Source organism: Pseudomonas sp. Z1-12 (assembly GCF_051132015.1).
Classification (GTDB): Bacteria; Pseudomonadota; Gammaproteobacteria; order Pseudomonadales; family Pseudomonadaceae; genus Aquipseudomonas; species Aquipseudomonas zanjanensis.
This window is the reverse complement of the sequence record NZ_CP071647.1, coordinates 5,514,728-5,535,454: the sequence shown is the minus strand read 5'-3', so window position 1 is coordinate 5,535,454 and position 20,727 is coordinate 5,514,728. Positions and strand designations below refer to the sequence as shown.

General features: G+C 62.9%; 16 protein-coding genes. 10 read left to right on the top strand and 6 right to left on the bottom strand.

The window, feature by feature from the left end; genetic code table 11:
* Positions 1-3 precede the first annotated feature (3 nt).
* The 9 genes from murD to lpxC all read left to right on the top strand — a co-directional run bounded on the left by murD (position 4) and on the right by lpxC (position 10,499).
* Positions 4-1,350, top strand: a complete 1,347-nt coding sequence (gene murD / locus J3P85_RS24015) for a UDP-N-acetylmuramoyl-L-alanine--D-glutamate ligase (protein WP_434703783.1) — start codon at positions 4-6, stop codon at positions 1,348-1,350.
* A complete protein-coding gene (gene ftsW / locus J3P85_RS24010; RefSeq protein ID WP_411385565.1) occupies positions 1,347-2,564 on the top strand; it encodes a putative lipid II flippase FtsW in 1,218 nt (405 codons plus the stop codon). The genes murD and ftsW overlap by 4 nt, the downstream gene beginning before the upstream one ends.
* Positions 2,554-3,624, top strand: coding sequence for an undecaprenyldiphospho-muramoylpentapeptide beta-N-acetylglucosaminyltransferase (murG, locus tag J3P85_RS24005; protein ID WP_186705126.1), 1,071 nt, complete (start codon positions 2,554-2,556; stop codon positions 3,622-3,624). Before ftsW ends, murG begins: the two co-directional genes overlap by 11 nt.
* Positions 3,617-5,077: a UDP-N-acetylmuramate--L-alanine ligase gene (murC, locus tag J3P85_RS24000; protein ID WP_053124957.1), complete on the top strand. Its 1,461-nt coding sequence runs from the start codon at positions 3,617-3,619 to the stop codon at positions 5,075-5,077. The genes murG and murC overlap by 8 nt, the downstream gene beginning before the upstream one ends.
* Positions 5,074-6,039 carry a D-alanine--D-alanine ligase gene (locus tag J3P85_RS23995; protein ID WP_434703782.1) on the top strand — a complete coding sequence of 322 codons (966 nt, stop codon included), beginning with the start codon at positions 5,074-5,076 and terminating at the stop codon, positions 6,037-6,039. Before murC ends, J3P85_RS23995 begins: the two co-directional genes overlap by 4 nt.
* Positions 6,040-6,042: 3 nt before the next feature.
* Positions 6,043-6,909, top strand: coding sequence for a cell division protein FtsQ/DivIB (locus J3P85_RS23990; protein ID WP_186705128.1), 867 nt, complete (start codon positions 6,043-6,045; stop codon positions 6,907-6,909).
* A 15-nt stretch (positions 6,910-6,924) separates the two neighbouring features.
* On the top strand, positions 6,925-8,184 hold the full coding sequence (gene ftsA / locus J3P85_RS23985) for a cell division protein FtsA (protein ID WP_058542749.1): 1,260 nt from the start codon (positions 6,925-6,927) through the stop codon (positions 8,182-8,184).
* 97 nt (positions 8,185-8,281) lie between these two features.
* Positions 8,282-9,475, top strand: a complete 1,194-nt coding sequence (gene ftsZ, locus J3P85_RS23980; protein ID WP_042729563.1) for a cell division protein FtsZ — start codon at positions 8,282-8,284, stop codon at positions 9,473-9,475.
* A 112-nt stretch (positions 9,476-9,587) separates the two neighbouring features.
* Positions 9,588-10,499 (top strand): UDP-3-O-acyl-N-acetylglucosamine deacetylase, encoded by a 912-nt coding sequence (lpxC, locus tag J3P85_RS23975; protein WP_030139673.1) that lies wholly within the window; start codon positions 9,588-9,590, stop codon positions 10,497-10,499.
* A 427-nt stretch (positions 10,500-10,926) separates the two neighbouring features.
* Here lpxC and J3P85_RS23970 read toward each other — a convergent pair whose 3' ends face one another.
* The 5 genes from J3P85_RS23970 to J3P85_RS23950 form a co-directional block, all read right to left on the bottom strand.
* The gene (locus tag J3P85_RS23970; RefSeq protein ID WP_434703781.1) at positions 10,927-12,420 is read right to left on the bottom strand and encodes a sensor domain-containing diguanylate cyclase; all 1,494 of its coding nucleotides are present in this window, start codon (positions 12,418-12,420) and stop codon (positions 10,927-10,929) included.
* 230 nt (positions 12,421-12,650) lie between these two features.
* On the bottom strand, positions 12,651-14,018 hold the full coding sequence (locus J3P85_RS23965; RefSeq protein ID WP_434703780.1) for a heavy metal sensor histidine kinase: 1,368 nt from the start codon (positions 14,016-14,018) through the stop codon (positions 12,651-12,653).
* On the bottom strand, positions 14,005-14,688 hold the full coding sequence (locus J3P85_RS23960) for a heavy metal response regulator transcription factor (RefSeq protein WP_186705131.1): 684 nt from the start codon (positions 14,686-14,688) through the stop codon (positions 14,005-14,007). The genes J3P85_RS23965 and J3P85_RS23960 overlap by 14 nt, the downstream gene beginning before the upstream one ends.
* Before the next feature lie 9 nt (positions 14,689-14,697).
* Positions 14,698-17,814, bottom strand: a complete 3,117-nt coding sequence (locus J3P85_RS23955; RefSeq protein WP_434703779.1) for a multidrug efflux RND transporter permease subunit — start codon at positions 17,812-17,814, stop codon at positions 14,698-14,700.
* Complete coding sequence (locus J3P85_RS23950) at positions 17,811-18,968, bottom strand: efflux RND transporter periplasmic adaptor subunit (RefSeq protein ID WP_434703777.1); 1,158 nt, start codon at positions 18,966-18,968, stop codon at positions 17,811-17,813. The genes J3P85_RS23955 and J3P85_RS23950 overlap by 4 nt, the downstream gene beginning before the upstream one ends.
* A gap of 469 nt (positions 18,969-19,437) precedes the next feature.
* On the opposite strand from J3P85_RS23950, the gene J3P85_RS23945 reads away from it, so the two are divergent.
* Positions 19,438-19,695 carry a hypothetical protein gene (locus J3P85_RS23945; protein WP_434703775.1) on the top strand — a complete coding sequence of 86 codons (258 nt, stop codon included), beginning with the start codon at positions 19,438-19,440 and terminating at the stop codon, positions 19,693-19,695.
* 28 nt (positions 19,696-19,723) lie between these two features.
* Here the strand turns inward: J3P85_RS23945 and J3P85_RS23940 are convergent, their stop codons facing one another.
* On the bottom strand, positions 19,724-20,692 hold the full coding sequence (locus J3P85_RS23940; RefSeq protein WP_186705135.1) for a LysR family transcriptional regulator: 969 nt from the start codon (positions 20,690-20,692) through the stop codon (positions 19,724-19,726).
* Between the last annotated feature and the right edge of the window lie 35 nt (positions 20,693-20,727).

Genomic DNA, 20,727 nt, shown 5'->3' with positions numbered 1-20,727 from the left:
CGAGTGTCCCTGATCGCTTCTGACCACTTCCGCATCGTTGTCGGCCTCGGCAAGAGCGGCATGTCCCTGGTTCGCTTCCTGGCGAACCGGGGCGTGTCGTTTGCCGTGGCCGATACGCGGGAAAATCCGCCTGAGCTGGCCACGCTGCGCCGTGACTATCCACAGGTGGACGTGCGTTGTGGCGAGCTGGACGTCGAATTCCTGTGCCGTGCCGATGAGCTCTACGTGAGCCCCGGCCTGGCCCTGGCGACCCCAGCCCTGCAGGCTGCCGCTGCCCGTGGCGTGAAATTGTCCGGCGACATCGAGCTATTCGCGCGCAACGCCAAGGCGCCGATCGTTGCCATCAGCGGTTCGAACGCCAAGAGCACCGTCACCACCCTGGTGGGTGAGATGGCCGCGGCGGCCGGCAAGCGTGTCGCCGTGGGCGGCAACCTCGGTACCCCGGCGCTGGACCTGCTCAGCGATGACGTCGAGCTGTACGTGATGGAACTGTCGAGCTTCCAGCTCGAGACCACCGACCACCTCGGTGCCGAAGTGGCCACCGTGCTCAACGTCAGCGAAGACCACATGGACCGCTACAGCGGCCTGCCGGCTTACCACCTGGCCAAGCACCGGATTTTCCGGGGTGCCCGGCAAGTGGTATTCAACCGTCAGGACGCCCTGACCCGGCCGTTGTTGGGCGAGGGCATGCCGTGCTGGTCCTTCGGCCTGGGCGTTCCGGATTTCAAAGGCTTCGGGTTGCGGGAAGAGAACGGCGAGAAATGCCTGGCCTTCGAATTCCAGATCCTGATGCCGGTGCGCGAGTTGAAAATTCGCGGCGCCCACAACCAGGCCAATGCCCTGGCTGCGTTGGCCCTGGGGCATGCGGTCGGCCTGCCGTTCGACGCCATGCTCTCGGCCCTGCGCACCTTCGCCGGCCTTGAGCACCGCTGCCAGTGGGTACGCGACCTCGATGGCGTGGCCTGGTACAACGACTCCAAGGCCACCAACGTCGGTGCCGCGCTCGCGGCCATCGAAGGCCTGGGCGCGGACATCGACGGCAAGCTCGTGCTGATCGCCGGCGGCGACGGCAAGGGTGCCGACTTCAAGGACCTGCGCGACCCCGTGGCCGCCAACTGCCGCGCCGTGGTGCTGATGGGCCGTGATCGCGAATTGATCGCCCAGGCCCTCGGCGATGCCGTGCCGCTGGTGCGCGTCGCTTCGCTGGACGAGGCGGTGCAGCAATGCCGCGCCCTTGCCCAGCCGGGCGATGCGGTCCTGTTGTCGCCGGCCTGCGCCAGTTTCGATATGTTCAAGAACTACGAAGAGCGTGGGCAGTTGTTCGCCCAGGCCGCGGAGGACTTGGCATGAACCTGATGAACATCATCAAGCCGTACCCGTCGCCGCTGATCACCGGTCGTGGCATCGATCTGGATTTTCCGATGCTCGCCGGTTGCCTGGCCTTGCTGGGCCTGGGCCTGGTGATGATCACCTCCGCGTCGTCGGAAGTGGCCGCCGTGCAGTCGGGCAACACCCTTTACCACATGATCCGCCACCTGATTTACCTGGTGATCGGCCTGGGCGCGTGCATCGTCACCATGATGGTGCCGATCGCCACCTGGCAACGCCTGGGCTGGATGATGTTGCTCGGTGCCTTCGGCCTGTTGGTGATGGTGCTCTTGCCGGGTATTGGCCGCGAGGTCAACGGCTCGATGCGCTGGATCGGCTTCAGCTTCTTCAACGTCCAGCCTTCGGAGATCGCCAAGGTCTTCGTGGTGATTTACCTCGCCGGTTATCTGGTGCGTCGCCAGAAGGAAGTGCGCGAGAGCTGGATGGGGTTCTTCAAGCCGTTCATCGTGTTGCTGCCGATGGCCGGCCTGCTGCTGATGGAACCGGACTTCGGTGCCACGGTGGTGATGATGGGCGCGGCGGCGGCGATGCTGTTCCTCGGCGGCGTCGGGCTGTTCCGTTTCACCTTGATGGTCGCGCTGGCGGTTGCGGCGGTGACGGTGCTGGTGCAGGCGCAACCGTATCGGATGGCGCGCCTGATCACCTTTACCGATCCGTGGGCCGACCAGTTCGGTTCCGGCTATCAATTGACCCAGGCGCTGATTGCCTTCGGTCGCGGCGAGTGGCTGGGCGTGGGCCTGGGCAACAGCGTGCAGAAGCAGTTCTACCTGCCGGAAGCCCACACCGACTTCGTGTTCTCGGTCCTGGCCGAAGAACTGGGGATGGTGGGTTCCCTGTGCACCGTCGCCCTGTTCGTGTTCGTCTGCGTGCGTGGCATGTACATCGGCTTGTGGGCGGAAAAGGCCAAACAGTTTTTCGCCGCCTATGTGGCGTATGGCTTGTCGTTCCTGTGGATCGGCCAGTTTTTGATCAACATCGGCGTGAACGTCGGCCTGTTGCCGACCAAGGGCCTGACGCTGCCGTTCCTCAGTTATGGCGGCAGCTCCCTGGTGATCTGCTGTGCCTGTCTCGGCCTGTTGCTGCGTATCGAATGGGAGAGTCGAACCCACCTGGGCAGCGAAGAGATGGAATTCCAGGAGAGCGACTTCGCCGAGGAGCCGACTCATGGGCGCTAACGTGCTGATCATGGCGGGCGGTACCGGCGGGCATGTATTCCCGGCGCTGGCCTGTGCCCGGGAGTTCCAGGCGCGCGGCTATACCGTGCACTGGCTGGGCACGCCACGGGGCATCGAGAACGAACTGGTGCCCGGCGCCGGCCTCGAACTGCACCGGATCGACGCCAGCGGCCTGCGGGGCAAGGGCAAGCTGTCGTTGCTCAAGGCACCGCTGATGCTGCTCAAGTCGGTCTGGCAAGCGCGGGCGATCATTCGTCGGCTGCGGCCGGTGTGCGTGGTCGGGTTCGGCGGTTATGTGACCGGGCCGGGCGGTGTTGCGGCAAAACTGGCCGGTGTGCCGGTGATTGTCCACGAGCAGAACGCCGTGGCCGGTACCGCCAATCGGTTATTGGTGCCGTTGGCCGCCCGGGTCTGTGAAGCCTTTCCCGACACCTTTACCCTGTCGGGCAGCCGTCGCACCACCGGTAATCCGGTGCGTACCGAGCTGTTCCTCGAAACACCGCGCCCGGCCCTGGCCGGACGCAAGGCGCGTTTGCTGGTCCTGGGCGGAAGCCTGGGGGCAGAACCGTTGAACAAATTGCTGCCCGAAGCCCTGTCGCAGGTCGCCCCCGAACTGCGCCCGGAAGTGTTTCACCAGGCCGGCAAAAATCACGATGAAGTGACCGCCGAGCGCTACCGCGCCGCCGGCGTCGAGGCGCAAGTGCAGCCTTTCATCAAAGACATGGCCCAAGCCTATGGCTGGGCCGACCTGGTGGTCTGCCGCGCAGGCGCGCTGACCATCAGTGAACTGGCTGCCGCCGGTCTGCCCTCGATGCTGGTGCCTTTGCCCCACGCCATCGACGATCACCAGACCCGTAACGCCGATTATTTGGCCCGTGAAGGCGCTGCCTTCCTGATGCCGCAAAGAACGACTGGCGCCGCGGATCTTGCCGCCCGCCTGACAGAGGTTTTGATGCAGCCGCAACGACTTGAAGACATGGCCCGCGCCGCCCGCCGCCTGGCCAAACCCGATGCCACGGCCCAAGTGGTCGATACCTGCCTGGAGGTGGCCCATGGTTGAGAATCGCAAAGCCATGCCGCAACCGGAAATGCGCCGTATCCGCCGCATCCACTTCGTCGGTATCGGCGGCGTGGGCATGTGCGGGATCGCCGAGGTGTTGCTGAACCTGGGTTACCAGGTCTCGGGTTCCGACCTGAAGGCTTCCCCGGTCACCGAGCGCCTGGAATCCTTCGGTGCGCAGATTTTTATCGGCCACCGTGCCGAGAACGCTGCCAATGCCGACGTGCTGGTGGTGTCCAGCGCCGTGAACACCTCCAACCCGGAAGTCGCCACCGCCCTGGAGCGCCGCATCCCGGTAGTGCCACGGGCCGAGATGCTCGCCGAGCTGATGCGCTATCGCCACGGCATCGCCGTCGCTGGTACTCATGGCAAGACCACCACCACCAGCCTGATCGCCTCGGTGTTCGCCGCTGGTGGCCTGGACCCGACATTCGTGATCGGTGGTCGTTTGAACGCCGCGGGCACCAATGCCCAGCTGGGCACCAGCCGCTACCTGATTGCTGAAGCCGATGAGAGCGATGCGAGTTTCCTGCACCTGCAACCGCTGGTGGCCGTGGTGACCAACATCGACGCCGACCACATGGCGACCTACGACGGCGACTTCAACAAGCTGAAGAAAACCTTCGTGGAGTTTTTGCACAACCTGCCGTTCTACGGTCTGGCGGTGGTGTGCCTGGACGATCCGGTGGTGCGTGAGATTCTGCCGCTGATCAAGCGTCCGACCGTGACCTACGGTTTTGGCGAAGACGCCGACGTACGCGCCATCAACGTGCGCCAGCAGGGCATGCAGACGTTCTTCACCGTCTTGCGTCCTGATCGCGAGCCGTTGGATGTGTCGGTGAACATGCCTGGCAACCACAACGTGCTCAACGCCTTGGCGACCATTTGCATCGCCACCGACGAAGGTGTCAGCGATGAAGCCATCGTCCAGGGGCTGTCCGGGTTCCAGGGTGTGGGTCGACGCTTCCAGGTCTACGGCGAACTGCCGGTGGACGGCGGCAACGTGATGCTGGTGGACGACTACGGCCACCACCCGACCGAAGTCGCGGCGGTGATCAAGGCCGTGCGCGGCGGTTGGCCGGAGCGGCGCCTGGTGATGGTCTACCAGCCGCACCGCTACAGCCGCACCCGCGACCTGTACGACGATTTCGTCCAGGTATTGGCCGACGCCAACGTGCTGCTGTTGATGGAAGTCTACCCGGCCGGTGAAGAGCCGATCCCGGGGGCCGACAGCCGCCAGCTGTGCCACAGCATTCGCCAGCGTGGCCAGTTGGACCCGATCTACATCGAGCGCGGCGTGGACCTCGCGCCGCTGGTCAAGCCGCTGCTGCGCGCTGGCGACATCCTGCTGTGCCAGGGTGCCGGCGACATCGGTGGCCTGGCCCCGAAACTGTTGAACAGTCCGTTATTCGCCGGAGCCATCGTGGCGTCCAGCGAGGGGAAACTGAAATGACTGCTGCCTACGCCAACCTGGTCTCGACCCTCGATCCGAAAGCCTTCGGCCGCGTTGCCGTGCTGTTCGGTGGCAAGAGCGCCGAGCGCGAGGTCTCCCTCAAGTCCGGCAACGCCGTGCTGCAAGCCTTGCAAAGTGCCGGCGTCGACGCCTTCGGCATCGATGTGGGCGACGATTTCCTGCAGCGCCTGCTCAGCGAAAAGATCGACCGCGCGTTCATCATCCTCCACGGTCGTGGCGGTGAAGACGGCAGCATGCAAGGCCTGCTCGAATGCGTGGGCATTCCCTACACCGGCAGCGGCATCCTCGCGTCTGCCCTGGCGATGGACAAGCTGCGCACCAAGCAGGTCTGGCACAGCCTCGGCATTCCGACGCCGCGTCACGCCGTGCTGGCGTCCGAGGCCGATTGTATTTCGGCGGCGACGGAACTGGGCTTCCCTTTGATCGTCAAACCGGCCCATGAAGGTTCAAGTATCGGCATGGCGAAAGTGAATTCGCTGCCTGAGTTGACCGCAGCCTGGAAGGACGCCAGTTCCTACGATTCGCAAGTGTTGGTCGAACAATGGATCACCGGTCCCGAGTTCACCATCGCCACCCTGCGTGACCAGGTGTTGCCCCCGATTGCCCTGGGCACGCCCCACACGTTCTACGACTACGACGCCAAGTACATCGCCAACGATACCCAGTACCGCATTCCCTGCGGGCTGGATGCGGCCAAGGAAAAACAACTGATGGACCTCACGGCCAAGGCCTGTGAGGCGCTGGGTATTGCCGGTTGGGGCCGGGCGGACGTGATGCAGGACGCCGATGGACAGTTCTGGTTCCTGGAAGTCAACACCGCCCCCGGCATGACCGATCACAGCCTGGTGCCGATGGCGGCCCGCGCCGCCGGCCTGGATTTCCAGCAACTGGTGCTGTCGATCCTGGCCGCCAGTGTCGGCCAACAAGAGCCAAGAGGTTAAGCCATGCAAGGCGCATCGCTTCGTCATCAGCCATCCGCACCCGGTCGCAAGCCGGTGCCGCGGGGTGCCAGCCGAATGGTGGCCAAAGAGCCGATGTCGGCGCGCTTGCCGAAAGCCAATTTTGGCTTTCTCAAGAGCCTGTTCTGGCCAGTGATGCTGGTTGCGCTGGGGTTCGGTACGTATGAAGGCGCGCAACGGTTGCTGCCGTATGCCGACCGGCCAATCGCCCGGATCAACGTCCAGGGTGACCTGAGCTACATCAGCCAGCAGGCGGTGCAGCAGCGGATCGCCCCGTTCGTCGCGTCGAGCTTCTTCACCATCGACCTGGCGGGCATGCGCACGGAGCTGGAGCAGATGCCCTGGATCGCCCACGCCGAAGTCCGGCGGGTGTGGCCCGACCAGGTGTCGATTCGCCTGGAAGAACAACTGCCGGTGGCCCGTTGGGGCGACGAGTCGCTGTTGAACAACCAGGGCCAGGCGTTTACGCCGCGGGAACTGGCCAACTATGAACATTTGCCACAACTGTTCGGCCCACAGCGGGCCCAGCAGCAAGTCATGCAGCAATACCAGGTGTTGAGCCAGATGTTGCGGCCGTTGGGCTTCTCCATCGCGCGCCTGGAATTGCGTGAGCGCGGCAGTTGGTTCCTGACCACTGGCGCGGGCAGCTCGGGGCCGGGCATCGAGCTGTTGCTCGGTCGCGGCAACCTGGTGGAAAAGATGCGCCGCTTCATCGCCATCTATGACAAGACGCTCAAAGAACAGATTACGAACATTGCGCGCATCGATCTGCGCTACGCCAACGGCCTGGCCGTTGGCTGGCGGGAACCTGTAGCGCCGACGACGGCCGAACCCGCCGTCGCGAAGAATTAAGAAGAGGCAGGACCCATGGCAAACGTGCAAAGCGGGAAAATGATCGTCGGTCTCGATATCGGCACTTCCAAGGTGGTGGCGCTGGTAGGCGAAGTCGCGGACGACGGCACGCTGGTCATCGTCGGGATCGGTACACACCCGTCCCGCGGCTTGAAGAAAGGCGTGGTGGTGAACATCGAGTCCACCGTGCAATCGATCCAGCGCGCCATCGAAGAGGCGCAACTGATGGCCGGTTGCCGGATCCACTCGGCGTTCGTCGGCGTGGCGGGCAATCACATCCGCAGCCTGAACTCCCACGGCATCGTGGCGATTCGTGATCGCGAAGTCAGCTCCGCCGACCTCGAGCGCGTGCTCGACGCGGCCCAGGCCGTGGCGATCCCGGCCGACCAGCGTGTGCTGCACACCCTGCCGCAGGATTACGTGATCGATAACCAGGAAGGCGTGCGCGAGCCCCTGGGCATGTCCGGCGTGCGCCTGGAAGCCAAGGTCCACGTGGTGACCTGCGCGGTGAACGCCGCGCAGAACATCGAGAAGTGCGTGCGCCGCTGCGGCCTGGAAATCGACGACATCATCCTCGAGCAACTGGCCTCGGCCTACTCGGTGCTGACCGACGACGAGAAAGAGCTGGGCGTGTGCCTGGTGGACATCGGCGGCGGCACTACCGACATCGCGATCTTCACCGAAGGCGCGATCCGCCACACGGCCGTGATCCCGATTGCCGGCGACCAGGTGACCAACGACATCGCCATGGCGTTGCGCACCCCGACCCAGTACGCCGAGGAAATCAAGATCCGCTACGCCTGTGCCCTGGCGAAACTGGCCGGTGCCGGTGAAACCATCAAGGTGCCAAGCGTCGGCGACCGTCCACCGCGCGAACTGTCGCGCCAGGCCCTGGCCGAAGTGGTCGAGCCGCGTTACGACGAGCTGTTCACGCTGATCCAGGCCGAACTGCGTCGCAGTGGCTACGAAGACCTGATCCCGGCCGGCATCGTGCTGACCGGCGGTACGTCGAAGATGGAAGGCGCGGTCGAGCTGGCCGAGGAGATTTTCCACATGCCGGTGCGCCTGGGCGTGCCCCATGGCGTCAAGGGCCTGGATGACGTGGTCCGCAACCCGATCTATTCCACCGGCGTGGGCCTGTTGATGTACGGCCTGCAAAAACAGTCCGACGGGATCTCGTTCTCGGGCATTGGCAGTCGCGACAGCTACAGCAGCGAAGAGCCGAAGGCACCGCTGTTCGAGCGTCTCCAGGCTTGGGTCAAGGGCAACTTTTAACAGTTTCAAAGCTTCACGCGGCAGGTTTCAGGCTTGGCGCTGGAAGACGCAGCAAACGCAGTAGGCGAAAAAACTAGAGAATGAAAGGAGAGGGAACATGTTCGAACTCGTAGACAACATCCCCGCTAGCCCGGTTATCAAAGTAATCGGTGTCGGCGGTGGCGGCGGCAACGCTGTCAACCATATGGTCAAGAGCAACATCGAAGGCGTCGAGTTCATCTGCGCCAACACCGATGCTCAAGCGCTGAAAAACATCGGCGCGCGGACCATCCTGCAACTGGGTACCGGCGTGACCAAGGGCCTGGGTGCCGGCGCGAATCCCGAGGTTGGCCGTCAGGCTGCCCTGGAAGACCGCGAGCGCATCGCTGAAGTCCTGGCCGGCACCAACATGGTGTTCATCACCACGGGCATGGGCGGTGGTACCGGTACCGGTGCTGCGCCGATCATTGCCGAAGTGGCCAAGGAAATGGGTATCCTCACCGTTGCGGTGGTGACCCGTCCGTTCCCGTTCGAAGGCCGCAAGCGCATGCAGATCGCCGATGAAGGCATCCGCGCGCTGAGCGAAAGCGTCGACTCGTTGATCACCATCCCCAACGAGAAGCTGCTGACCATCCTGGGTAAAGACGCAAGCCTCTTGTCGGCTTTCGCCAAGGCCGATGACGTGTTGGCCGGTGCCGTTCGCGGTATCTCCGACATCATCAAGCGTCCAGGCATGATCAACGTCGACTTCGCCGACGTACGCACCGTGATGTCCGAAATGGGCATGGCGATGATGGGCACTGGCTGCGCCAGCGGTCCGAACCGTGCGCGCGAAGCCACCGAAGCGGCCATCCGCAACCCGTTGCTCGAAGACGTCAACCTGCAGGGCGCCCGTGGCATCCTGGTGAACATCACCGCCGGTCCGGACTTGTCCTTGGGCGAGTACTCCGACGTGGGTAGCATCATCGAGGCGTTCGCTTCCGACCACGCGATGGTCAAGGTCGGCACCGTGATCGATCCGGACATGCGTGACGAGCTGCACGTGACCGTGGTTGCCACTGGCCTGGGCGCGAAAATCGAGAAACCGATGAAGGTGATCGACAATACCGTGCAGACCGCCATGGCCTCCCAGCCACAGCAGCAAGCCCCCGTTCGTCAGGAACAGCCTGCGGTGAACTACCGTGACCTGGACCGTCCGACCGTCATGCGCAACCAGGCCCAGGCCGGTGCTGCGACTGCCGCGAAGATGAATCCGCAAGACGATCTGGATTACCTGGACATCCCAGCTTTCCTGCGTCGTCAGGCCGATTGATGAAATGTATCAGGGGGATACGGGTGATTGGTGTTCAGCAAAGGTCTGGTCTGCTATTATCGCCAGCCTTTGTTGATACCAGTTCGCAATTTGCGCTGAAGCGGCCCATGCCATGATTAAACAACGCACCCTGAAGAATATTATCCGTGCCACAGGTGTCGGCCTGCACTCCGGCGAGAAGGTCTACCTGACCCTCAAGCCCGCGCCTGTCGATACCGGCATCGTGTTTTGTCGTGCCGACCTCGACCCTGTGGTGCAGATTCCTGCTCGCGCGGAAAACGTTGGTGAAACCACTATGTCGACCACGTTGGTCAACGGTGACACCAAAGTGGATACGGTGGAGCATTTGCTCTCGGCCATGGCTGGCCTGGGCATCGATAACGCCTACGTCGAGCTCTCCGCGTCCGAAGTCCCGATCATGGATGGCAGTGCCGGACCCTTCGTATTCCTGATTCAATCGGCTGGCCTGGAAGAGCAGGACGCAGCCAAGAAGTTCATCCGCATCCTGCGGGAAGTGACAGTGGAAGACGGCGACAAGCGCGCCACTTTCGTCCCTTTCGAAGGTTTCAAGGTGAGCTTCGAGATCGATTTCGATCACCCGGTTTTCCGTGACCGCACCCAGAGTGCAAGCGTGGATTTTTCCAGCACTTCGTTCGTAAAAGAAGTCAGCCGCGCCCGTACCTTTGGTTTCATGAGTGATATCGAGTACCTGCGCAAGCACAACCTCGCACTCGGCGGCAGTGTTGAAAACGCGATCGTGGTCGATTCCGATGGTGTATTGAACGAAGACGGTCTTCGCTATGAAGACGAATTCGTCAAGCACAAGATCCTCGATGCAATCGGCGACCTCTACCTGCTGGGCAATAGCTTGATTGGTGAGTTCAAGGGCTTCAAGTCCGGCCACGCACTGAACAACCAGCTGCTGCGCAAGTTGATTGAGCAGAAAGATGCTTGGGAAGTCGTGACGTTCGAAGACGCCAGCACCGCACCAATCTCTTACATGCGTCCTGTCGCGGCCGTGTAAGCAAAAAACCTCTCTAGTTTTTGAAGGCTGCCTTTGGGTGGCCTTTTTTTATGGTCGCGTTTTGGGTGTGTATATCCGTTTCTTCGGTAACGGCTGCTTAGGGTTCTGCCCTGATGGCGGGTCATTTTTGGAAGAACCGTGTTCCTCCTGTGGGAGCGAGCCTGCTCGCGAAGGGGCCGGTATATCCAACATCACCGCAAACTGACACACCGCCATCGCGAGCAAGCTCGCTCCCACAGTGTTTACCGTTGATCAATCTGTGGCGTGATGGCTGGGAAGCTTTTGTGGCGAGGGAGCTTGCTCCCGCTTGAGTGCGCAGCGCTCATCGCTTTTTTGGGGCCGCTGCGCGACCCAGCGGGAGCAAGCTCCCTCGCCACAGGACCGTGCCGCTCCCAAAACCCTTGTGGGTATCCAACATCACCGGACATCACATCGCACAAACCACACGATTTCGCCCACTGGCCTTCGCCTGGTACAGCGCCTTATCCGCAGCGAACAAAAGTTGCGAAAGCTCACCATATGGCCCACTCAGCCAGGTAGCGATGCCAATACTTACCGTCATGGGCGCTCCCCCCTCGGTCAGCGGCGGTAATTGTTCAACCGCGTCGCGAATGTTCTGGGCCATGGTAAAGGCGCCCGCAGTGGTGGTCTCCGGCAGAATCACCGAGAATTCTTCACCGCCATAGCGCGCTGCCAGGTCGGCGGGGCGTCGCACATGCTGGCCGATCAACTGCGCCAAGGCCCGCAGGGCCTCGTCACCCTGTTGATGACCATGGCGATCGTTGAACGCCTTGAAGTGATCGGCATCGATCATCAACACCGACAACGGTTGACCCGAACGTTGCGCACGCAACCACTCCTGCTGCAACGTTTCGTCCAGGGTTCGCCGGTTGGCCAGGCCTGTGAGGGCGTCGGTAGAGGCCAGCTGTGCCAGTTCCCGTTCGGCATTGTGGCGGCGTCGCAATTCCCGGCGCAGCAGCCAGGTGAGCCAGAGCAAACCGATGCACAGCGCACCGGTGGCGCCACTGACCAGCAATGCCGTGCGCTGCCAGGACGCGAAGACCTCTCGGGAGGAGAGCGCCACCACGACGATCAACGGCAGGTTGCCTACCTGGGAAAAGGTGTATAGGCGCTGTGTCTGGTCGACACTGGATATGCTGGTAAAACTGCCGTTGCCCTCGCGCAGGATACGTACGAAATTCGGTCGGTTGCTGAAGTCCTTGCCAATCATGTCGTCAGCCAGGGGCGGTTCCTGGGCCAGCAGGATTCCATCGCGGCTGACCAGGTTGACCGTCCCATGGCCGATGTTCAGGCTCTTGAACAACTGGCTGAAGTAGTTCAGGCGCATCGCGGCTTCGGCCACGCCCATGAACTCGCCCTGGTCATCGCTCAGTCGATAGCTGAAGCTGATGCGCCAATCCTTGGTGGCACTCCTGGAACGGAACGGGCGACTGATCATCATGTCCGGAGTCGGGTTCTGGACATGGGCCTGGAAATACTCCCGGTCGGCGTAGTTGCCTTTGCGCGGTTCGACCGAGGCGGAATCGGCGATCACATCGCCCCGCTTGTCGAGCAGCAGGATGTCGCCTTTATAGGGAACGGTGGTGGCGCGGTCGAACAGGGCCAGGTGGCGGATCGTTGGCGAAACGTCTTTCAGGTCGTCGCGTTTTGCCGTGGCGATCAAGCCTTGTAGCGACAGGTCGTAGAGTTCGACGTTGCGCAGCACGTCGGCATCGATCAGCTGCACGATATTGTTCGCCGCCCGTGTGGCCGCCTGCTGGGCCGTTGCGTGTTCGCGAATCAACAGGAATGTCACGATACTCAGGATGGCAATGACAACCAGCGAGCTGGCCAGTACGAGTACCCGTTCCGAACGTATCAAAGACGGGGTGTTGCCGGGTGTCGCACTGCGCGCGCTCATGGTTCCGATGTCTGCATTGTCATAGGGTTGGGATCCGTCCCAAAGGATTGCAAACCGGCAAATGAACCAGATGCTGGCCTTTTGCTGATTGTGCTTGGATCGATGAGAGCGGGCAATCAGTGTTTGCGCAATAACTCGGTAGGAGCTGCCGAAGGCTGCGATCTATTGATTTTGGTCGAGTTGGCTTTCGCCCAGCATTCAGATGGAAAAGATCGAACCTTCAAGCGGTGTCAGGCAGGCAAGCGGATCCCGAACGTGTTGGCGCCCTGGTCGCTGTGCACAAAAACATCGCCACCATGCATTAGTGCGATGGCCTTGACGATGGCCAGCCCCAGCCCATGGTTGGCGCCGCTGTTGCTGCGCGAGGCATCGACGCGATAGAAGCGTTCGAACAGGCGCGGCAGGTGTTCGCCGGCAATCGGGTCGCCGGGGTTGGTGACGGCGAGGCAGATCTGCTCGCCAAGGGCTTCGATGCGCACATCGATCACTTGACCGGGCGCCGTGTGCTGCACGGCGTTGCTCAGCAGATTGATCAGCGCCCGGCGCAGGTGGGCGATCTCGATGTTGGCCTGGGCATCGCCGCTGACCCGGACCTGGACTCGGGCATCTTCCAGAATGAAGTCCAGGTAATCGAGGGTGGTTGCCACCTCGCTGGCCAGGGAGGTGCTGGTCAACTTGGTGGCCTTGCTCCCCTGGTCGGCGCTGGCCAGGAACAGCATGTCGTTGATGATCGAGCGCAGCCGCTCCAACTCCTCGAGATTCGATTGCAGCACTTCGAAGTAATGTTCGGCCGAGCGACCGCGGGTCAGCGCCACCTGGGTCTGGCCGATCAGGTTGGTCAAGGGCGAGCGCAGTTCATGGGCGACGTCGGCGTTGAACGACTCCAACCGTGAGTAAGCCTGTTCGACCCGGTCCAGAGTGGCGTTGAAGGAGCTGACGAACTGGTTCAGTTCCGGCGGCAACGGCGACAGTTGCAAGCGCCCGGACAGGCGGGGCGGGGTCAGGCGTTGGGCTTCATCGGAGAGCTTGATCAGCGGCTTGAGGCCGATGCGCGCGACCCAATAGCCCAGCAACGAAGCCAGGAGCACGCCGACAATCGCCAGGCTCACCAGCGCCACCAACAGGCGATGCTGGGTCTGGTAGAAGGTTTCGGTGTCGATGCCAATCATGAAGCGCAGCGGCGGGCGTTGGTCCTTGGCCGGGAACTGGCTCACCAGGACTTTCATCGGATAGTGTCGATGGGGCAACGTCAGGTCGCGTTTACCCAGGGGACCTTGGGCAAAAGTGCGGATCTGCCCATCGGGATCGCCATACTCAAAGCGCGGATTGTCACTGACGATCCAGAAATGGATGCGCTTGTCTTCCTCGCCGAGCAATCGCAGCTTGTTGTTGATCTTCACCCAGTGTTCAGGCGTGCCATAGCGACCGACAGTAGACTCCAGGACACTGTAGCGGGCATCGAGCTCGGCTTCGGGCAACAGGCCCAGGCCTTTGGCGACTTGTTGATACAAAGCGCCACCGATCAACAGGAACACCAATGCCGCCACCAGCGTGAACAGGCCGCTGAGGCGCAGGGCGATGCTGTCAGGCAATTTCATTGCCGCGATTCTCCAGCACATAACCCATGCCGCGAATGGTGTGCAGCAACTTCTGCTCGAATGGCCCGTCGAGCTTGGCCCGCAAGCGTTTGATCGCCACTTCCACCACGTTGGCGTCACTGTCGAAGTTGATGTCCCAGACCATTTCGGCAATGGCGGTCTTCGAAAGGATTTCGCCCTGGCGGCGGGCCAGGACACTGAGCAGGGAGAACTCCTTGGCGGTCAGGTCCAGGCGCTGGCCGGCGCGTGTGGCCTTGCGGCTGATCAGATCGATCCACAGGTCGGCGATGCTCACCTGCACCGGTTCATGGCCGCCACTGCGGCGGGTCAGGGCTTGCAGGCGGGCTACCAGTTCCAGGAACGAAAAGGGCTTGCCCAGGTAGTCGTCGGCACCGTCGCGCAGCCCCTTGATGCGGTCCTCGACCCGTTCCCGGGCGGTGAGCATGATCACCGGCGTCTGCTTGCGGGCGCGCAAGGCCCGGAGCACGCCGAAGCCGTCCAGGCCCGGCAGCATCACGTCGAGCACGATCACCGCATAGTCGGTTTCCAGGGCCAGGTGCAGCCCCTCGATGCCGTCCGGCGCCACGTCCACGGTGTAGCCCTGTTCGGTCAGGCCGCGGTGCAGGTAGTCCGCGGTTTTTTCTTCGTCTTCGATGATCAGAACGCGCATGGCTCCGCCTCAGTGGTCTGTGCTTGCCAGCGCCGTCGTCGGCGCCGACCCTGGCTGATGGGCAGGCCGATGGAACAGGCGCTCGAGCCACAAGTATATGACCGGTGTGGTGAACAGCGTCAGCGCCTGGCTCACCAGCAGGCCGCCCACCACCGCGATGCCCAGGGGCTGGCGCAGTTCCGCGCCGGCGCCATAGCCGAGCATCAGCGGCAGCGCACCGAGCAGGGCGGCCAGGGTGGTCATCATGATCGGACGGAAGCGTGTCAGGCACGCCTGGAAAATCGCCTCCTGGGGCGCCAGCCCTCTGTTGCGTTGGGCGTCGAGGGCGAAGTCGATCATCAGGATGCCGTTCTTCTTGACGATCCCGATCAGCAGCACCAGCCCGATCAGCGCCATGATCGAAAAGTCCTGGCCTAGCAGCCAGAGCATGATCAGCGCGCCGAGTCCGGCCGAGGGCAGGGTAGAAATGATCGTCAACGGGTGTACGAAACTCTCGTAGAGCACGCCGAGGATGATGTAGACGGCCACCAACGCGGCGAGGATCAGCCATGGCTGGCTCGCCAGCGAACTTTGGAAAGCCTGGGCCGCGCCCTGGAAATTACCAGTGATGGCGGCGGGCATGCCGATTTCGTTTTTTGCCTGGTCGAGCAGGCGCACCGCGTCTCCCAGGGCCACGCCGGGCGCCAGGTTGAACGACAGGTTGGCGGCCGGGAACATGCCGTCGTGGGCAATGGACAGCGGGCCGTTGCTCGGCGCATCGAAGCGGGCCAGGGCCGAGAGCGGCACCATTTCCCCGCTCAAGGGCGAACGCAGGTAGAAATATGCCAGGCTTTCGGCCTTGCCCCGCTGCGCGGTGTCGAGCTCCAGGATCACGTTGTACTGGTTGGTCTCGGTCTGGAATTCATTGATCTGTCGCTGGCCGAAGGCGTCGTACAGGGCTTGGTCGACATCGGTGGCGGTGAGGCCGAAACGCGCCGCCGCGCTGCGGTCGATGTTGATGTGGGTGATGCTGCCGCCCAGTTGCAGGTCGTTGGAGATGTCGCGGAACGCCGGGTTGCCGCGCAGCTTGTCGGTGAGTTTTTGCGTCCAGGCGTTGAGGCTCGGCCCGTCGTTGCTCTTGAGCACGTATTGGTACTGGGCGCGACTGGGGCCGGAGCTGAGGTTGATGTCCTGCCCGGCCCTGAGGTACAGCACCACGCCAGGGATTTTCAACAGTTGCGGGCGGATCCGGTCGATGAAGCCACTGGCCGACACGTCACGCTCGCCCCGGGGCTTGAGGGCGATCCAGAAGCGGCCGTTGGCGATGGTCTGGTTGTTGCCGGAGACACCGACGGAGTGGGAGAAGGTCTGCACCGCCGGGTCGGCGGCGACGATCTCGGCCAAGGCCTTGTGCTTGGCCACCATGTCCGGGAACGACACATCGGCGGCGGCTTCGCTGGTGCCCAGCACCAGGCCGGTGTCCTGTACCGGGAAGAAACCCTTGGGAATGAAGACATAGCCGACCACCGCCAGTGCCAGGGTCAGGCCGAACACACCGATCATCAGTTTTTGATGGGCGAGGGCCCGACGCAGGCCGCGTTCATACCAGCCCAGCAGGCGTTCGCCGAACCCTGGCGAGGCGTGGGCGTGGTGCACCGGGGCACGCATGAACAGCGCGGCCAGGGTCGGCGCCAATGTGAGGGACACCACCACCGAAATCAGGATGGTCGAGGTGGCGGTCAGGGCAAACTCCTTGAACAGACGCCCGACCACGCCGCCCATGAACAGCAGCGGAATGAACGCGGCGATCAGCGAGAAACTGATGGAAACCACGGTGAAGCCAATTTCGCCGGCCCCCTTGATCGCCGCCTCGCGCATGCCGTCACCGGCTTCCAGGTGCCGGTGGATGTTCTCCACCACCACGATCGCATCGTCCACCACGAACCCCACCGAGATGACGATTGCCACCAGGGTCAGGTTGTTCAAGCTGAACCCCATCACGTACATCAGGGCGAAACTGGCGATCAGCGACACCCCCAGCACCGCCGAGACGATCAACGTTGCCGAGAGCTGGCGCAGGAACAATGCCATCACCGCCACCACCAGCAGCACCGCGATCAGCAAGGTGATCTCCACTTCATGCAACGAGGCGCGGATGGTCTGGGTGCGGTCGATCAACACTTTGACCTGCACCGCGGCGGGCAACATCGCTTGCAAGGTGGGCAGGGCCGCCTGGATGCGGTCGACGGTCTCGACGATGTTCGCCCCCGGCTGCCGGAAGATCACCAGGTTGACCCCCGGCTCGTTGTCGGACCAGGCCTGGACGTAGGCGTTTTCCGAGCCGTTGACCACCTTGGCGATGTCCTTGAGGTGTACCGGTGCCCCGTCCCGGTAGGACACGATCAGCTCGCCATACTCGGCAGGTTGGAACAACTGGTCGTTGGTGGACAGGGTGGAAATGCTCGACTCGCCGTACAGCGCGCCCTTGGCCAGGTTGAGGCTGGCTTGTTGCAGCGCCAGGCGAATGTCCGCCAGGGTCAGGCCGATGGCCGCGAGCCGGTCGGCCGAGGCCTGGACGCGGATCGCCGGGCGTTGCTGGCCGGTGATGTAGATTTGTCCGACGCCGTCGATCTGGCTGATCTGGCGGGAGAGCAGGGTTTCGACGTAGTCGCTCAGTTCGGTGCCGGGCATCAGGCTGGAGCTGATGCTGAGGATCAGCACCGGGCTGTCGGCGGGGTTGACCTTGCGCCAGGTCGGCAGGTTCGGCATGTCGTTGGGCAATTTGCCGGCGGCGGTGTTGATGGCGGCCTGCACTTCCTGGGCGGCGGTGTCGATGCTTTTATCGAGGCTGAACTGCAGGATCAGGTTGGTCGAGCCCAAGGCACTGCTGGACGTCATTTGGGTGATGCCGGGAATGGCGCTGAATTGCACTTCCAGCGGCGTCGCCACCGACGACGCCATGGTTTCGGGGCTGGCCCCGGGCAACTGGGCGTTGACCTGGATGGTCGGGAATTCCGCCTCTGGCAACGGCGCGACGGGCAGGCGAGGAAAGGCGATCACCCCCAGCAATACCAGGGCAAATGTCAGCAGCACCGTGGCGATGGGGTGGTCGATGCACCACGCCGAAACCGAGCCGCGGCCCTTCATGGTTGCGGCTCCGCAGTCTTGGCCAGGGCGGGCGGATCACTGAGCACCTGGATGTGGCTGCCCGGCTTGAGCCGTGACTGGCCGTCGCTCACCAGTTGGTCGCCGGCGTTGACTCCCTTGATGATGTGCAAGTCGCTGTCCTGGTAAACCATCGTCACCGGCACGCTCTCGACCTTGTCGCCCTTGATCCGGTACACGAAATGTTGCTCCAGGCCGCGCTGGACCACGGTGGGCGGCACCACCAGGGCGTCCTTGTCGATGGCCGTCTGGATTTTCAACGTCACCAGTTGCCCAGGCCACAGTCGTTGCGCGGCGTTGTTGAATTCGGCCTTGGCCCGCAGGGTTCCGGTGTTGGCGTTGATCTGGTTATCGATGAGGCTCAGGCGCCCCTCGCCGAGCAGTTCCCCGGTGGCGCCATCGGCACCGATGTAAGCCTTGACCAAGGCTTGCTCAGGGGCGGCGATCAACCGTTGCAAGGTCGGCAGCATTTGTTGGGGCAGGGAGAACTCCACCGCGATCGGGTCGATCTGGGTCACCGTGAACAGGCCTTCGGCATCGCTGGTGCGCAGGAAGTTGCCTTCGTCTACGTTGCGAATGCCGACGCGCCCGCTCACCGGGGAGCGGATCTGGGTGTAGGACAGTTGCACCTGTGCCGAGTCGATGGCCGCCTGGTTGCCCTGGGCGGTCGCCTTGAGCTGGTTGACCAGGGCCTGTTGCTGGTCATAGGTCTGCTTCGAGACGCCGTCATCGACGCTCAGCAACTTGTAGCGCTTGAGGTTGACCTGGGCCACCGCCAGTTGCGCCTGGCTCTCGCCGAGCTGGGCCCGGGCCTGGTCGAGGCTGGCGCGGATCGAGCGGTCGTCGATGGTCGCCAGCAGGTCACCCTTCTTGACCAGTTGCCCTTCCTTGACCAGAAGCCGGGTGAGGATGCCGTCGATCTGCGGCCGGATCACCACGCTGTGCAGCGACAGGACCGTGCCGATGCCGCTGGCAAAGCGCGGCACATCCTTTTGCACCACGCTGACGGCCCGTACCGGAACGGCGGCGGGGGCGCCGGGCTTGGCGGCCACGGGCTTGAGCACATACCAGAGGGCGAGGGCGGCCAGGGCGACCAACAGCATGACAAGCAGGACAGTTTTCTTCTGGGTGCGCATGGATATGAAGGGCCGGTTCGGGACGCAGGAGTTTGAGCTTTCTTATATAGCGTTGCGAGCCGGTCAGGAAGGTGACGGCTAACTGACAGGCGTGTCAGTTTTGTCCTGAATTGCTGTCGGATGAAGGGATGTTGGGCTTGCTGGCCCCATCGCGAGCAAGCTCGGCTCCCACAGTGGCTCTGTGTTGGATATCAGTTTTGTGCCCGCTGAAGATTGACTGTGGGAGCGAGCCTGCTCGCGATGGCGGGGGGGGGCATGTTGGATGAAACTGGCCTGCGCGCCGGGATATCGGGCAGGTATACTGCCGCCTTTCGCGGCTCGCCTACCGAGCCCGGCATACTGAATTGTGGCGAGGGAGCTTGCTCCCGCTGGGCTGCGAAGCGGCCCCATCCCTGTGAGCGCTTCGCACTCAAGCGGGAGCAAGCTCCCTCGCCATGGGTTTGTTGTCCTACGCAAGTGAATAATTCAAATGACTTCCTCAATACCATCGCCCGCGGACGAACGCTCGCAAGGCGAACCGTCCGGCCAGACGGATAGCGATGTTTCCAGCGCCGAGGACGTGAAAGCGGCGATCCCCGCCTTCAAGTTCCCGTTCAAACCCGGTGAGCTGGCTGCGGCCAAGGGCGCCGGCCAGCAGCCGTGGTACAAGAATGGCGCAAAGAACGGCCACACCAAGACCCCGGGCGCCGCGCCTCCCGGCACGCGCCGTTCAATGGGCAAGCGCTGAAGTCATCCTTCGAGCACGGGGCACGACTTCAGTTCGCGACCCGTGTGCCCGCCAGGCTGCCACTCAATTCGTAAGCCGTCAGTTCAGCCTGGTGCGCCGCAAGGATTTCCGGCAACGAGCCGCGCAGGTATTCGACCCAGGTCTTGATCTTCGCGTCCAGGTATTGGCGCGACGGGTAGATGGCGTAGAGGTTCAGTTCCTGGGAGCGGTAGTTGGGCATGACCCGCACCAGCGTGCCGTTGCGCAAGCCTTCGATGGCGGCGTACACCGGCAGCACTCCCACGCCCATGCCACTGGTGATCGCGGTTTTCATCGCATCGGCGGAATTCACCAGGAACGGTGAGCTGTTGATGGTGACCATCTCTTGGCCTTCCGGGCCGTCGAACACCCATTTTTCCAGCGGAATGACCGGGCTGACCAGGCGCAGGCAGGCGTGGTTGAGCAGGTCGCTGGGTTTTTGCGGGCAGCCGCTGGCTTTCACGTAGGCGGGCGACGCGCAGACGATGCTGTAGGTGATCCCCAGGCGTTGGGAAACGAAGCCCGAATCCGGCAGTTCGCTGGCGAGCACGATGGAGACGTCGTAGCCCTCGTCGAGGATGTCCGGCACGCGGTTGGCCAGGGTCAGGTCGAAGGTCACGTCCGGATGAGTCTTGCGGTAGCGGGCGATGGCGTCGATCACGAAATGCTGGCCGATGCCGGTCATGGTGTGGACCTTCAACTGCCCGGCCGGCCGCGCATGGGCGTCGCTGGCCTCGGCTTCCGCTTCTTCGACATACGCCAGGATCTGCTCGCAACGCAGCAAGTAGCGTTTACCCGCCTCGGTCAACGCAATGCGTCGGGTGGTGCGGTTGAGCAGACGGGTTTGCAGGTGGGCTTCCAGGTTGGAAACCGCACGCGAGACGTTGGCTGTGGTGGTATCCAATTGTGCGGCGGCGGCGGTGAAACTGCCGGCTTCGGCCACACAGCTGAACGCGCGCATGTTTTGCAAGGTGTCCATGGAGGGCTCTCTTGGGAGGTGGCAAATTGTGACAT